This window comes from Luteimonas sp. 8-5 (assembly GCF_029763755.1).
Lineage (GTDB): Bacteria > Pseudomonadota > Gammaproteobacteria > Xanthomonadales > Xanthomonadaceae > Cognatiluteimonas.
In genome coordinates this window covers 1-14,120 of sequence record NZ_JARUVM010000039.1, presented here as the reverse complement: position 1 = coordinate 14,120, position 14,120 = coordinate 1, and the positions used below count along the sequence as shown (strand labels likewise).

15 protein-coding genes are annotated in these 14,120 nt (G+C 61.6%); all 15 read right to left on the bottom strand.

Annotated features, from left to right (window positions below; all coding sequences use genetic code 11):
* Positions 1–6 precede the first annotated feature (6 nt).
* Positions 7–1,377, bottom strand: coding sequence for a polysaccharide deacetylase family protein (locus QAA18_RS05990; protein WP_279411894.1), 1,371 nt, complete (start codon positions 1,375–1,377; stop codon positions 7–9).
* A gap of 87 nt (positions 1,378–1,464) precedes the next feature.
* Complete coding sequence (locus tag QAA18_RS05985) at positions 1,465–2,421, bottom strand: sulfotransferase (RefSeq protein ID WP_279411893.1); 957 nt, start codon at positions 2,419–2,421, stop codon at positions 1,465–1,467.
* The gene (locus tag QAA18_RS05980) at positions 2,414–2,653 is read right to left on the bottom strand and encodes a DapH/DapD/GlmU-related protein (RefSeq protein ID WP_279411892.1); all 240 of its coding nucleotides are present in this window, start codon (positions 2,651–2,653) and stop codon (positions 2,414–2,416) included. The genes QAA18_RS05985 and QAA18_RS05980 overlap by 8 nt, the downstream gene beginning before the upstream one ends.
* A 308-nt stretch (positions 2,654–2,961) precedes the next feature.
* Positions 2,962–4,230, bottom strand: coding sequence for an oligosaccharide flippase family protein (locus tag QAA18_RS05975; RefSeq protein WP_279411891.1), 1,269 nt, complete (start codon positions 4,228–4,230; stop codon positions 2,962–2,964).
* On the bottom strand, positions 4,227–5,309 hold the full coding sequence (locus QAA18_RS05970; RefSeq protein WP_279411889.1) for a DegT/DnrJ/EryC1/StrS family aminotransferase: 1,083 nt from the start codon (positions 5,307–5,309) through the stop codon (positions 4,227–4,229). The genes QAA18_RS05975 and QAA18_RS05970 overlap by 4 nt, the downstream gene beginning before the upstream one ends.
* A gap of 15 nt (positions 5,310–5,324) precedes the next feature.
* Entirely contained in the window at positions 5,325–5,906 is a 582-nt protein-coding gene (wbpD, locus tag QAA18_RS05965) for a UDP-2-acetamido-3-amino-2,3-dideoxy-D-glucuronate N-acetyltransferase (RefSeq protein ID WP_279411888.1), read from the bottom strand.
* A gap of 1 nt (position 5,907) precedes the next feature.
* Complete coding sequence (locus tag QAA18_RS05960) at positions 5,908–6,861, bottom strand: Gfo/Idh/MocA family oxidoreductase (RefSeq protein WP_279411887.1); 954 nt, start codon at positions 6,859–6,861, stop codon at positions 5,908–5,910.
* On the bottom strand, positions 6,858–7,865 hold the full coding sequence (locus tag QAA18_RS05955) for an NAD-dependent epimerase (RefSeq protein WP_279411885.1): 1,008 nt from the start codon (positions 7,863–7,865) through the stop codon (positions 6,858–6,860). Before QAA18_RS05955 ends, QAA18_RS05960 begins: the two co-directional genes overlap by 4 nt.
* Positions 7,862–9,154 (bottom strand): Vi polysaccharide biosynthesis UDP-N-acetylglucosamine C-6 dehydrogenase TviB, encoded by a 1,293-nt coding sequence (gene tviB, locus QAA18_RS05950; RefSeq protein ID WP_279411884.1) that lies wholly within the window; start codon positions 9,152–9,154, stop codon positions 7,862–7,864. The genes QAA18_RS05955 and tviB overlap by 4 nt, the downstream gene beginning before the upstream one ends.
* A 37-nt stretch (positions 9,155–9,191) precedes the next feature.
* The gene (locus QAA18_RS05945) at positions 9,192–10,541 is read right to left on the bottom strand and encodes an O-antigen ligase family protein (RefSeq protein WP_279411883.1); all 1,350 of its coding nucleotides are present in this window, start codon (positions 10,539–10,541) and stop codon (positions 9,192–9,194) included.
* A 43-nt stretch (positions 10,542–10,584) separates the two neighbouring features.
* Positions 10,585–11,067, bottom strand: coding sequence for a hypothetical protein (locus QAA18_RS05940; RefSeq protein WP_279411881.1), 483 nt, complete (start codon positions 11,065–11,067; stop codon positions 10,585–10,587).
* A 27-nt stretch (positions 11,068–11,094) separates the two neighbouring features.
* Entirely contained in the window at positions 11,095–11,532 is a 438-nt protein-coding gene (locus QAA18_RS05935) for a hypothetical protein (protein WP_279411878.1), read from the bottom strand.
* Positions 11,533–11,708: 176 nt separating this feature from the next.
* The gene (locus QAA18_RS05930) at positions 11,709–12,131 is read right to left on the bottom strand and encodes a hypothetical protein (protein WP_279411876.1); all 423 of its coding nucleotides are present in this window, start codon (positions 12,129–12,131) and stop codon (positions 11,709–11,711) included.
* Between the two features lie 132 nt (positions 12,132–12,263).
* Positions 12,264–13,478, bottom strand: coding sequence for a hypothetical protein (locus tag QAA18_RS05925; protein WP_279411874.1), 1,215 nt, complete (start codon positions 13,476–13,478; stop codon positions 12,264–12,266).
* Positions 13,475–13,852, bottom strand: coding sequence for a hypothetical protein (locus tag QAA18_RS05920; protein WP_279411872.1), 378 nt, complete (start codon positions 13,850–13,852; stop codon positions 13,475–13,477). Before QAA18_RS05920 ends, QAA18_RS05925 begins: the two co-directional genes overlap by 4 nt.
* Between the last annotated feature and the right edge of the window lie 268 nt (positions 13,853–14,120).

Here is a 14,120-nt window from a genome sequence, read left to right as displayed (position 1 = left end):
CTCTTTTCAATCCGTTGCTCCCTGTAGTATCGCTTCGTAAAGCTTTTTCTTTCGAGTATCTTCCAGTTCGGTGTTGTGCCATAGCAGCGTGAATGCGCCACCGACGGCGCGGCATGCCTGCATCAGCCGCATAAACATGGCGAGAGAGCTGCTTCCAATCCCCAATCCCATGTAACGCGGGGCCATGACAGTGCATTCCATTGCTATAAGCGGCCGGACGCGCACCCCGAGAACCCGATTCCCGATGGGATCAAAGCCGGGATACTCAAAACATGTGCCACATCGGAATCCCGGCCTGTCGGCATAGGTCATCGAGCTGTCGTAAGCCATGCCCGCCGCGTCCAAGCTCAGCAGCGTCGTCGGAGTTTCCCATCTGAGGAAATGCATACGCCCGCCCCAGGATAACTGGCTGATACCTTCCTCATTGCAAACACGGCGCAGGCATCTCGCCTCCGCCTCGATAACCGCAGGATTCTGGAATGAGCGATAGCTGCAGTGCAATCCGATCTCATGGCCACGCCCGTGAATTCGGCGCAAGAGCTCACGAATGGCAGGGTCTTCCAAGTTGTATCTGGCATCCCGCGTCGGATCCGTTCTCCCGCATATGAAGTAGAAAGCGCTCCGGATCCTGTACGCGTCGGATTTGTCCATGATCCAGTCAAAGGTGTTCGCCGGATCACGTGGGTGAAGCGACCGCTTTGCATATTGCCTGTAATAGGGCGCAAAGAACGGATTCAGAATCTGGTGCCTCTTTATCACATCCCCAACCAGGACCTTCGCGAACTGCACTGGCGTTGTAAACGCGTAACGACTTGGCGTGTCGACGTCGTGCGAGACTTCCACCGAGAACCGGGGCATGCTTATAGGAAGCCCCGGCCAAACTTGGACTGCGAGTTGACGCACCACCTCCAACCATTCGTCCACCACAGGTCGCTCGAGGTAGCCATGCTGGAATGCATGGGATGCGGTGGCGGGGAATCTTCCATGCTCATCGAGGTCTGTTGCGCCGATCTCCTCCTCGCGTGATAGCATCCAGGAGGCAAAGCCAATCACGTCGAAGAGGACGCGAAATCCATAGCTTCGGCGCTCGATAATTGTGGCTCCGTCGACACAATCCATTCCTGGCATTGGAATAGGCGCACCAAGCGGGGCCTTCCAGCCCTCTCGCTCGGGATCCCAAAGCCTGACGCCGGGCGGACTCGCCCCTGCGGAGAATGCTTTGGAGCATACAAACTCAATCCGGCCTTCGCTTCCCGGAATGGAAATCCAGCTTACGCCATCTGCGATGGCATAATCGAACTCCACGCCGAAACGCTCCGATAGGATCTGAGCTAGCCAGCCAACTCGCTTGGCAATGCGTTGCTTATGCTTTTCCATGTCTCATCGCTCCGCCACGCGTTCTCCCGCTGAAGCTTCTGGCATCGGCTGCACGCACTTCAAACGAAGTCACGCTACTAGAGTGCTTCACTTGAGATGCCTAGCGACAATTCTCCTTGCCCATAGAAACGGGCCACTCAAACAACGTCCCACTACATACTCGAGATCAAACTTGACGCTTGCGCGTGGTTTTTGCACTTGGTATCCAAGCATCCGAAGCTGATCCTCCAGCAAATTCTCCACGGCTGATATTTCACCGCTCGCAAGAGATGACCGAAATCGTTCGACCCGCGTGCTAGTCACCTCTTGCCCGAGAAGAGACCCATGGTTCAACACGGCGCTTTTATCCGACATGGTGGGATCTTTATTGCTATAGAACTTGAGCATTCGATGTTCATACTCCAGCCCGAGAAACTCGCATATCCCCGACAGGACTTTCTCTGGGGCGAGGACTAGATCTTCATACCTAACACGCAGATGAAGTGGCCCATAGCAACGAATGAACGTATTGAACAAACCTATAGCGTCGAGCCAAAGCAGTGCCCCGCCCTTGAGATGCCGTATGTCCCGCCGCGGAGATACCCCAAGCTGGTAGGAGGCCCATTTGCGATCACGCAACGAAAGGGCCACGTCTCGCCCGTCCCGAACGATATGGACAAATTTAGCTCTCGGGAACATCGCCAGGAGGGACTCTAGAGCCGCGATGTTTCTAATATTCTTGTCGACGAATGTCGTTGCCCCTCTGCTCGACAGGTAGGCATCGAGTATGCATTCGACAAGCTCCCTAACACTCCCTATTCCGTCGACAATTCGCCGCTCAACTAGTGCCCGCTCAACGCCCCATGCTGAAAAACGCTCCGATGAATAGATCAGATCCAGGAATCCATGAACTTCCGTGAGACCCCTTTCTCTAAAGTACTCGATTGCGGTGCATAAGAGCGGATATTCGTGTGGCCCAGCCAAGTGGGAATGACTGTCAAGCATTCGGCGCAACAACGTGGTGCCCGAGCGTGGCGCACCGACCACAAATACGACGTCAGTCATAGACCCCCCAGTCGGACGATCCACTGTATGGGGGCAAGCCGGAGATGACCCTTGCAGGCACGCCCCCAATGAGTTGATTGCATTCGAAACTTTTTGTCACGATTGCGCCCGCAGCCACCACCACGTGGTCGCCGAGGTTCACTCCAGGGAGAATTATTGCGCCGGCACCGATCCAGCAGTCATTGCCAATGACGATTGGATCGGCCGGCTCATGAATGTCGAAGTCATCCAACCGATGACTAGCCGAGATGAGATGCACACCAGGCCCATACCGGACATTTCGCCCCAGCTCGATCCCATTGATGGCCTGGATGTAGCATCCTGGGTGGTGACCGAGGTAAGGGAGCTCGGCCGACCGCCTGATTTTTCCAGGCGAGTTTACTACTGAACTCCAATGTACTGGCCAAGGAACGTGAGAATTGATCCTAAGCACGCGCTGTGCGAGGAAGTATAGAACGCATCGCTTCGGACCGAGGAACAACAGCCGCGTTGCCATTCTGGCCGGCATCCAACGGACAATCAGTCGTTTCACAAATGCTTTCATTTTACGTCCCTTGCATACCGATGAATCACCAAGAGCATGGCGAGGTAGATCGCTGACAATACGACGGTCAAACATTGCAAGACTGCATCGAAGCCACTCAAGAATCGGCTTCCGCCCCAGATAATCCCCACCGTCGCCAGAAGCAGGGTGAGGTTGATGATCAATCCGACGTGATTTCGACCGTACACCTGATTCATCATGCTCAAAGGCGAGGCGACGAACCTGATAGCGAAAAGCGGGGACATGATTTTGGCCATCTTTCCCGCAGCTGCCCAATTCGCGCCGAAGATAAACACAAACAAATCATCCACCACGAAATAGAGGGCACCGAAGATCACGGTCGATAGAACGGCTAACCGCGAGATCGCGGAGAGGAAGGCCGCATTGGCGGATCGCTGGTGGCGCATTTGCTCTGCGGCGCGCTGGTAGAACACTTGCCCGATAGCCGTACCCATCAACGTGGCGGGGGCAGTCATTACTCGTTGCACTAGCGCATACTGACCCAGGGTCGCCACCCCGAAAAAGCCAGAAATGAGAACACTCGCCACATTCAGCGACAACGTATTCGCGAATATCCCAGGCATCGAGTAAAGGGGGAAATCGCGATAACGAACAGCATTGCGCCGGAGTGCCGAAAGCTGGAATGCTCGGAACAGGTCAGGGATCGAGAGCGACCTTCGAAACAGGCGGGCGTTGGACACAAGGGACGACGCTACGTGCCCCAGCACCAACCCGGCTGGCCCAGACTTGAATATTCCAACTAATAGCTGCACTGTTGCCATTGCGATCGATTTGGCAATATTGGCGGTGGCGATTTCTCCGAATTGCTTTCTTCTAGAATTGGTATAAACGAGGATGTTGAATATCCCCATTGACAGCACCGTCAATGGGATGAAATACAGCCATCCGCCGATCGCCTCGTTCTTGAGCAGTACCGCGATCTCGTCGCCGAATGCAGCCACACAGACGAGCAGCAACGTCGAAATGGAGACTACGATGGTCAAGCCAAGCGCGGCAATGGTCAACGCATCTTCGTCCGAATCCGGGAGCACGATCGCTTGCTCGTATCGCGCGCTTGCAACCGAGGCAAAGACAGACGTGATCGAAACAAAAAGCGCGAGGACCCCGAAATCCTGCGGCGTATAGATCCGCGTCAGGATGGGACTGATTCCGATCGGAATGGCCTGCGCAATGGTTGTACCCGCCATAAGGCGCAGGACATTCCTGGAGAATTCCCCCCCATTGAGAAACCTTGCAAGTTTCATCTGATATTGGCGAGGGCCGATGAGACGTTCTCCACGTCGTCCAGCGACATGTAGGGATGCATAGGAAGGCTAAGAACCTCCTTTGCAGCCATATCGCCCACCGGGAGATTAGCTCCGGAGGCCGTTAACGCGGGCTGCAGGTTGATCGGCAAGGGATAGTGAATTGCAGTGGGAATGCCTGCGCAGCCAAGCTGTGCAGCGACAGCATCTCGGCCCATCACCCGAATCGTGTATTGCGCCCAAGCGCTCTCGCAGTGGTCGTTGAGCTCCGGCGCCGCGACCGGCGAAGAAGCCAAGGCCCGTTCGTATCTTGCTGCGATCTGCCGCCGTAAAATCAGCTCTTCGTCGAGGATCCTCAGCTTCTCCAACAATATCGCTGCCTGCAGGGTATCCAGCCGACTGTTCACACCTACCCGGACATGGTAGTAACGCCGCTCCTGTCCATGCCGCGCGATCTGCCGCATCACCTTTGCCAACTCGTCGTCGCTGGTGAAGATTGCGCCGCCGTCGCCGTAACAACCCAACGGTTTGCTCGGAAAGAAGCTGGTGGTCGCGATCCGCGTCAAATTGCAACTCTTGCGCCCCTTGTAGGTCGCACCGAAGCTCTGCGCTGCATCCTCGATCACCGTGACGCCATAACGCTCCGCGACTGCGTTGATGGCATCGTAGTCCGCGCATTGGCCATATAGCGAGACGGGAATGATCGCCTTGGTCCGAGGCGTGATCGCCTGCTCCAGCAATGAGGGATCCAGATTGTAGGTGCGGGGATCGATATCCACATACACCGGACTGGCACCGAGCACTGCGGCTGCCTCCGCGGTGGCAATGTAGGTAAATCCGGGAGTGATCACCTCGTCGCCCGGCCCCACCCCCAGCGCCATCAGCGCAATCTGGATTGCATCGGTACCGTTGGCGACAGAGATGCAGTGTCTGGCGCCGGTGTAGGCGCTCAGCCGCTCCTCCAGTTCCGCAACCTCCGGACCGAGGATGTATTGTCCATGGGCCAGCACGCGCGCGATCGCGGCATCGAGTTGCGGCCTGATGCGGGCCTGCTGCGCGGCGAGATCTATGAATTGCATGAAAATCCCTGACGGTCAGGCAGCGACCGGTTCGAGGCTGTTGTCTTGGAGGATGTATTGCTTGCCGGAATGCGAGCAGGTGGCCCGCCCTTCCCCGCGCACTGGCAGGTCGAGTTGCTCACCGAACTCGCTCATCCAGCCGATTTGGCGCGCAGGGACGCCGACTACCAATGCGTACGCAGGCACATCCTTGTTGACTACTGCACCGGCGCCAACAAAGGCGAATTCTCCAATGGTGACGCCGCAGACGACGGTGCAATTTGCTCCCAAGGTAGCGCCGCGCTTCACAAGCGTGTCGCGATACTCGTCCTTGCGTTCGATCAGCGAGCGTGGGTTGTATACGTTGGTGAAAACCATGCTGGGGCCACAGAAAACCCCTTCCTCCAGAGTCACGTTGTCGTAGACGGACACGTTGTTCTGAATCTTGCAGTGGTCACCGATCGCCACCTTGTTGCCAACGAAAACGTTCTGGCCAAGCGACACACCGGCACCGATCCTGGCTCCTCCGCATACGTGGGCAAAATGCCACACTCGCGAACCCGCCCCGATCTGCGCGCCTTCATCGACTATCGCGCTTTCATGCTTGAAGTATTCCATCTCATTCCCTTGCGAAAGGATGGCGCTCACCACCCAGAGAGGGCTGTGCCCCGCGGATACTTGCGACGGTTTCTATCGCGACCCGGTTCTCCTCGAGCCCGAATCCGCGACCAGCGAGGATTTCTTCGTAGCTCCGCGTGTGAAGGTCAGTGAAGCCGCCCGAGAACTCGATCTCCTCGCCGTCGACCGTGATCGAGCGGTAGGTACGTTGCCCGTGGCCACGGGCCGGCTCCGGGACGTCCGCCGCATCTACGGAGAGAAACCACCGCACCCGTGCTCTCTCGTACTCCAGGTAGCCTGCGGCCTTCGTGGGCTCGTACAGATGGACAACGTTCTCCTGCAGCCTTCCGAAGATGAAGTGCAGCATGTCGAAGAAGTGCACACCGATGTTGGTGGCTATGCCCCCCGATTTGCGCTCGTCGCCCTTCCAGCTCTGCAGGTACCAGTTGCCTCGCGAGGTGACGTAGGTCAGGTCGACCTCGTGCTTCGAGCCAAAGTTACCCGTCGCCACCTTCTTGCGCAGGGCGATGATCGCTGGATGGACGCGCAGCTGGAGAATAGTGTTGATCTTGCGCCCAGTGTCCCGCTCGATCTCCAGAAGTCCGTCGATATTCCATGGGTTCAGTACCAGCGGCTTCTCGCAGATCGCGTCCGCGTCCGAACGCAAGGCGAAGCGCATGTGCGAGTCGTGCAGGTAGTTCGGGGAACAGATCGAGACGAAGTCCACCCGCTTTTCGTGGTTGGCTCGACGGCGTTTGTCCACATGCCGGTCGAAGCGCTCGAATTCGGTGAAGAAGTCCGCTTCTGGAAAATGGCTGTCTATGATGCCGACCGAATCGTTTGGGTCATAAGCGGCAACCAGACGATTCCCGGTATCCCGAATCGCCTGCATGTGCCTCGGGGCAATGTAGCCGGCCGCACCGATCAGCGCGAAATTCTTGGCATGGCCGCTCACGAGTAATACTCCTTGTACCAGGCTACGAATCGGGAAACTCCCTCCTCCACTCCCACGGTGGGCCGGTATCCGACCGCGCTATAAAGTTCCGCCATCTCGGCCTCCGTATCCGGAACGTCCCCCGACTGCAGCGGAAGCATCTCCATCGCCGCCTTGCGTCCGAGGCATTTCTCCAGTACTTCGATGTAATGAAGCAGCTCAACAGTCTCCTCGTTGCCGATGTTGAACAATCGATACGGGGCAACACCGCTGGCTGCAGGATCCGGAGCGTCACCTCGCCACGAAGCTTTGACGGCAGGTGCGCGGTCAAGCGCCCTGATCACCCCTTCCACGATGTCATCGATATAGGTGAAGCTCCGCTTATGGTGACCTCGGTTGAACACCTTGATCGGTTCGCCGGCGAGGATCGCCTTAGTGAAGAGGAATAGCGCCATGTCCGGACGCCCCCAAGGACCATATACGGTGAAGAACCGCAGACCCGTACATGGAATGCCATAGAGATGCGCATAGCTGTGCGCCATCATCTCGTTGGCCTTCTTGGTAGCGGCGTACAACGTCAGCGGGTGCTCGGTGTGGTGGTGCTCCGAGAACGGCATTTTCGTATTCGCGCCATAGACCGAGCTGGTGGACGCAAAAACAAGGTGCTCGACGCCATGGTGGCGGCACCCTTCCAGGACGTGCAGGAAGCCAGTCACGTTGCTGTCCACGTACACGTGGGGATTCTGCGCGGCGTAGCGCACACCGGCCTGCGCGGCGAGATTGATCACGCGTAGCGGCTTGTGCGCGGCAAAGGCCTGTTCGATCGGCTCCCGGTCGGCAATATCGGCGTGAATGTGCGTGTAGTTCGGATGGCCGGAGAAGCGCGCCAATCTGGCCTTCTTCAGCCCGACGTCGTAATAGTCGGAGAGATTATCGATGCCGACCACTTCGTCGCCCCGCTCGAGTAGCTTCATAGCAACGTGCGAACCGATGAATCCGGCTGTGCCTGTAACCAAAATCTTCACAGGCGACCATCCACCGCTTCGCGCGGAAGAAGACACTTGACGTCGTAGAGAACCGAGCCAGGCTTGCCAAACGCTCGGACGCCCGTTGCACCCATGCCGGCGAATTCGAGGTGGCCGACCGCCAGAACGATAGCGTCGTAGCTGCCTGCTTCCGGCTGCGCAATGAGTCCCAGCCCGTACTCGTACCTCGCTTCGTCAGTATTCACCCAGGGATCGTGCACGTCCACCTTGACGCTGTAACTCTGCAATGCGGCGATGATGTCCACCACGCGAGTGTTGCGCAGGTCGGGACAGTTCTCCTTGAATGCCAGGCCTAGCACAAGGACGCGCGCCCCGACAGGGTTAATGCCCTTTCGCACCATCAGGCGGATCACTTCCTCCGCTACGTACGCCCCCATTCCATCGTTTGTGCGCCGGCCGGCAAGAATCACGTCGGGATGATGTCCGACTTCCTGAGCCTTGTGAGTCAAATAATACGGATCCACGCTGATGCAGTGACCTCCGACCAGGCCCGGGCGGAACGGCAGGAAGTTCCACTTGGTGCCCGCAGCCTCGAGCACTTCCAGGGTATCGATTCCCAACTTGTTGAACAGCATGGCCAGATCGTTGACAAGCGCGATGTTGAGATCACGCTGGGTGTTCTCGATGACCTTGGCCGCCTCGGCCACCTTGATGCTGCTGGCTTTATGCGTGCCTGCGGTGATGATGCTGCCGTAGAGCCGGTCGACGAAGTCCGCCACTTCCTGCGTCGAACCCGAGGTCACTTTCTTGATCGTCGTGACCCGATGCTGCTTGTCGCCGGGGTTGATCCGCTCCGGGCTGTAACCGGCATAGAAGTCCTGGTTGAACTTCATGCCAGAGACACTCTCCAGGATGGGAATGCACACTTCTTCGGTGCACCCCGGGTACACAGTAGACTCGTAGACGACAATGTCGCCGCGCTTGAGCACCTTGCCCAGGGCCTCACTGGCCTTGGTCAGCGGCGTCAGATCCGGGCGCCGTGCGCGGTCGATCGGCGTAGGAACGGTGACGATATAGACATTACAGCGGGCAACTTGTTCGAGGTCTGAAGTGAATGTCAGCCGCTTCGATGCTGCCAGCTCCTCAGGTTCAACCTCCAGGGTGCTGTCCCGCCCAGCTCGCAGCTCCGCAACACGGTCACTGTTGATGTCGAAACCAACCGTTTCGTAGTGCTTGCCGAACTCCACCGCGAGCGGCAGTCCGACATAGCCCAGGCCCACGATCGAGATACACGTATTGGATGGATCAGGGAGTTTCGCCTGGGTCATGAGGTACTGCGTGCCTGGTTGAACGGATCGACGTGAATCATACGGACTCGTGCCTCGACTTGGCGCACTGTGCCAGAAGCACGGCCACCAGTAGCGTGGCCACCGCCATCAATGCCGGTGTGCGCAGGGCATAGTCGGTCGCGGCATGCGCCAGCAATGCGAACATGCCAAGAAATCCGCACCACACCAGCCGGCGATCACCACCTTGATGCATCCAGTGATGTCGTAGCGCGGCCGCGAGCGCCGCCAGCACCAGCCCGACTGCCAGGAGCCCGAGCACACCGCTTTCCAGCCACACTTGGGCATAGTCGTTATGAGCAGCGTTGATGTAGTTCGCCATCAGCAGCGACTCCGGCATGGCCTGCTGGAAAACGGGGACGAAACTTCCAACGCCGCTGCCCCAAGGCAGATGGGTGATGGCCAAGGCAGCCGCGGCCTGCCGCATTACCCAGCGGAACTCCTCAATCTCGTCGACCCTCATCCATCCCATCGCCGCCGACAACCCCAAAGCGGCCAATCCGGCGGCAAACAGCAAGGCGACGACGCCACGTTGGCCCTGCCCCGATCTGCGGAGACGCGACACCGCCATCGCCAGCGGCGCGATCACCAGCATCAGCACACCGATCACCACCGCCGCACGCGAGTTGGTCAGCGGGAGGCCCAGCAGCAAGGTGCCGCCGGCGATGGTCGCCGGCCACGGATTGCGCGGCTTGCCGGTGACTTCGTTGCGCACCCCGAATGCGCCCACTGCGAATGCAACGCAGATACCCAGGCCGATCAGCATGGCAGTGCCCTGGTGGTTGGGGTTGGCGAAAATGCCCCCCATGGAAGGCGCCCACTCCGGATACGGATTGAGCAGGCTGTCCTGCGGCGCCCCGAGCTGCAGGAACCCCAGCACCAGGCTCGCCACCGGCAACGCCACGCAAAGCATCAGCAGGCGCCGCTGGGTCGCGGTATCCACGCCGAGCGCCGCGACAAACAGGGCGACCGCGGGCAACAGCGACAACGCGCCGCGCAAGGTCGCCGCCGGGGTCAACGACCAAGTCGTCGCTACGCCGTCCACGCCCACAATTGCCAAGTCGCGACCCAGCGCCTCGCGCGCCGGCGCCATGTTCCAGAGACCCTGCGACAGCGGCAGCAGTTGCGACCAGGGCAGCAAGGTGATCGCTGCAATCGCCACCAGGCCAAGCACCCGAACGCGCGACTCCGGCATAGCACCCAGGCGCCATGCGCCCACCGCCAGGATCGGCAACGCCGCCACCTGCGCGATGGCATCCGTCCACCCGCGTGCCTGCGAGCTGCCGCCGGTCACGAAGACGTAGACCAGGAAGATGTAGAGCGCGGCATGCCAACTACGTGAAACGGCATGCGGATTGGCGGGGTGCATCCAGGCGCTCCGTGCTTGGGGTCGCTTCGATTGTAAGTAAGGTTTAACGGCTGATGGGGTGATCGGGAGGTGAATCTTCCTGTTGCTCCATCAGCGCGCCGGTCGCAGCGACGGCGCCGAGCGCAGTCGCCAGCGCGGTCCAGGGCGTGGCGGCAGACGAGACCGTGGCGCTGCCCTGCCCCGCGCCCTGCTCCGCCGACTGTTCGCGTTGCCGCGAACGGTCGTCTTCGCGATTGTCGTCGCGGTCCTCGTCGCAGCGTCCGGGCGGGATGACATGGACACCGGCGGTATCGAAACTCCGCGTGCAGTCGCGGCCGTACTCGACCGTGACGCTGGCGCCGTCTCCGACCAGGATGCGCTGGCCGGCAAGCACGGGCTGGCCGTCGCGGGCGCTGACGAAGTCGCCGCCGGCGCTGACCATGACCTGGCCGTGGATGCGCAAGGTGGCCGTAACGTCCTGGGCCACGACCGGGAAGGCCGTGGCCAGGAACAGAAGACCGACGATGGGTGGAGCTATCGCGCGCATGGCGCGCTCCTACCCCGGGGTGCGGGGTTACTTGCTGACGGGGGAATCCGGAGCCTTGTCGTCGCCGTCGTTGGCGGCTTCGACGGCGGCGGCGGCTGCGGCGGCGGTACCGGCCACGACGGCTGCCGTGGCGGCGGCGCTGGCGCCACCCGCGGTGCCGACCGAGGTGGTTGCGACGCCACCCGTGGCCGCAGCCGGAATGCCGCTGATGGTGTGCACGCCCGTGCCGAGGTTGGTCACCACGCCGTTGTTGAAGGTCACCGAGGCGCTGCCGCCTTCGGACACCATGATCTGCTCGCCGGCCTGGATGGCCTCGCCGGTGGTCGCGGACGCGAATTCGCCGCCGGTGCTGGTCATGACGGTGCCCTGGTTGACGGTCAGGGTGCCGATGACTTCCTGGGCCTGGGCGGGGGCGAACAGGGAGGCAGCGACGAGGGCCAGCGCGAAACGAATGGGCGACTTCACGGACAAGTTCCTTTTTGAAAGACGGGACGGATGGGCAGCCCCCCTGACGGCCCATTCAGTTGATTGTGACGCAAAACGGGACCGCAAGGGGACAGCTTATGCTGCCATGCACAAAAATGGCCGCACTGGGGCGGCCATTTCCGGGCGCAAGGCGCCCCCTCCGGGGGGCGGCGGGATCAGCGGCTGATCGGCTGGTCCGGCGGGACTTCCTCGCCCTCGCCCGCGTTCTCGACGCCCAGCGCGCCCAGGGCGGCGGCGCCCAAGATGATGCCTACCGTCGCGGCCGTGCTTGCGCCACCGGCCGTGCCCACGGCACTGGCCCCTGCGGCCGGCAGGCCACTGATGGTGTAGACGCCCGGCGCGGTGTAGTTGACCACGGCGCCGTTGGTGAAGCTGATGGTGGCGCTGCTGTTCTCGGCCAGCATCACCTGCTCGCCGACCTGGATGCTTTCACCGGTGCCGGCCGTGGCGAACTCGCCGCCGTTGCTGGTCATCACGGTGCCGCTGTTGACGGTCAGGGTGCCGATGGTCTCCTGCGCAAAGGCGGGCAGAGCCAGGGCGACGGTGGCGGCGAGTACAACCTTGGCGAGCGTCTTCATGCGATTCGTCCTGAGTGGGGGGCAAGTTTGTGACGGGTTTCACGAACCTGTTGGCCAAAAATACGCCAACGGTTGGGAGGCTACAAGGTCGTGAACGGCTTGCCGGAGCAGGCGTTCAGGCAACCATCACGGCTAGGATGCCGGAAGCGGCGTGATGGCGACGTCGTCGATCCAGAGATCTCCGCTGACCTGCTGGGCCGAGCCGCGGACCGCGGGATTGACCAGTTCCAGCCATTGCCCCGGGCACTTTTCGGCCGGAACCTCGAACTCGGCGGTCATCTCCCGCCAGTCGAAACTGCCTTCCAGCGGACCGAGCTTCGCCACGGTCCGGCCCTTGTCGCAACGGATCGACCAGTACAGGCCCTGGTCGCTGCGCAGGAATTCGGCGCGCACCTGCAATGACAGGCGGTAGCGGCCCGGCGCCAGCAGCAGTGCCTGGCGCAGGTTGCCGCGTGCGGCGGGCCGCGCAATGAAGTGCATGTGCGCCCCACGGCTGTCGTTGCGGCCGGCGCCTTCGGCGACATCGGTGAACACCCCGGCCGCGCGCGTGTTGCGCCAGCCGAAGCCCATGCCCGAGAGCTCGGACTCGAAGTTGCCGTTGCGCACCAGCGGGATGCTCTGCACCGGGCCCAGGGTGCCGACCCAGTGGGCGTACGCTTCGCCCCAGCGGCCATCGGCCAGCATGCGGTCGAGCCAGCGGGTGGTCTCGGCTTCCGGCAGTTCGCCGCGGCGGCGCAAGGCGGAATAGATGCGGTCGAAGGCGATACCGGTGCCCTGCGACCCCAGCACGTTGAGGAAAGCGCGGCGCCAAGGCGGATCGGCCGACAGCGTGGCGGCCAGCGCCTCGGCGAAGGCCGGGTCGGCCGATTGCTGCGCCAGCGCCGGGTACAGGGTCTTGCCGCGGCTCGGGGTCAGCCGCAACAGCGCATCGATCTGCGCCATGGCCGCGGGCAGATCGCCGGCCCTCAACGCCCTTGCGGCTTCCTGGGTGCGCAGGTCGCGGTTGCGCGGTGCGCGTTGCAGCGCGATCTTCGCCAGCGCTTCGGCGTTGGTGTCGCCGCGTTTGGCCGCGGCCAGGGCGAGCACCGCGAAGGCATCGCCCTGCCCCGGTTCGACAGCGAGCAGGTGACGGGCGGTCGCCATCGCCGCCTCGGTGTCGTCGTTGCCCAGTTGCCGCCAGGCGAGCCGCAAGAGCGCCTGCGGGTGGTCGGGGTCGATTCGCAGCGCCGCTTCGGGGTCCGTCTGCGCGAGGGCATCGGCGCGGGTGACCTGGATCGCGGTCCAGCCGATCCAGACCAGCACCAGCAGGCCCGCGACGGCGAATGGAATCCGCAGCGCCGCCTTCATGCCGCCGGCGCCAGTTCGACGCCGCGCACCAGCCACAGGCCTTCGCGCCACACCAGTTGCACGTGCAGCCTGCCCTCGCCGGCGCCGCCGTCGCTACGCACCTTGTAGCCGGCGCTGATGCTGGCGTTGTCCTTCTGCAACCGCCATTGCGGTTCGATCAGCTCGAGCTTCGCACCCCGGCGCGGCCGGATCTGCGCCCGCGCCTGCCTTGCAGCCGCCTCGGTCTGCGGATCGTTCCACATCGGCGCCGCGCCCGGCTTGGCCGCGAGATACGCCGTCACCTGCGCCATCCGCTTCTCGGCCAGGCGCATGCGCTCGACCAGGACCTTCGGATCGACTGCGGCCGGCGGCGTGGGAGCGGCGGCAGCCGCCACTTCAACGGCAGGAGTTTTCGCCTCTGCAGGAGCGGCGGCAGCCGCGACCAATTTGGGCTCGGGCTTCGCGGCTTCCGCCGCTCCTACCCGGGGCGCCGGCTTGGCGGACACTGTCGATACCGAAGAAATCACGGTGCCGGCCTGCATCTTTCGCGGCGCAGGCGCCGGTGCAGGTACAGGGGCGGCCTTGGCTTCCGGCGGCACTCTCACCTCCGGCGCCACTACCGCCACGAGCGGCACAACTTCCATTCCCCGTTCTCCGTTCCCC

Excerpts from the sequence above, each read along its gene's own strand:
- QAA18_RS05990 (WP_279411894.1), bottom strand. The coding sequence starts at position 1,377 with ATGGAAAAGCATAAGCAACGCATTGCCAAGCGAGTTGGCTGGCTAGCT.
- QAA18_RS05985 (WP_279411893.1), bottom strand. The coding sequence starts at position 2,421 with ATGACTGACGTCGTATTTGTGGTCGGTGCGCCACGCTCGGGCACCACG.
- QAA18_RS05975 (WP_279411891.1), bottom strand. The coding sequence starts at position 4,230 with ATGAAACTTGCAAGGTTTCTCAATGGGGGGGAATTCTCCAGGAATGTC.
- QAA18_RS05970 (WP_279411889.1), bottom strand. The coding sequence starts at position 5,309 with ATGCAATTCATAGATCTCGCCGCGCAGCAGGCCCGCATCAGGCCGCAA.
- wbpD (WP_279411888.1), bottom strand. The coding sequence starts at position 5,906 with ATGGAATACTTCAAGCATGAAAGCGCGATAGTCGATGAAGGCGCGCAG.
- tviB (WP_279411884.1), bottom strand. The coding sequence starts at position 9,154 with ATGACCCAGGCGAAACTCCCTGATCCATCCAATACGTGTATCTCGATC.
- QAA18_RS05945 (WP_279411883.1), bottom strand. The coding sequence starts at position 10,541 with ATGCACCCCGCCAATCCGCATGCCGTTTCACGTAGTTGGCATGCCGCG.
- QAA18_RS05940 (WP_279411881.1), bottom strand. The coding sequence starts at position 11,067 with ATGCGCGCGATAGCTCCACCCATCGTCGGTCTTCTGTTCCTGGCCACG.
- QAA18_RS05930 (WP_279411876.1), bottom strand. The coding sequence starts at position 12,131 with ATGAAGACGCTCGCCAAGGTTGTACTCGCCGCCACCGTCGCCCTGGCT.
- QAA18_RS05925 (WP_279411874.1), bottom strand. The coding sequence starts at position 13,478 with ATGAAGGCGGCGCTGCGGATTCCATTCGCCGTCGCGGGCCTGCTGGTG.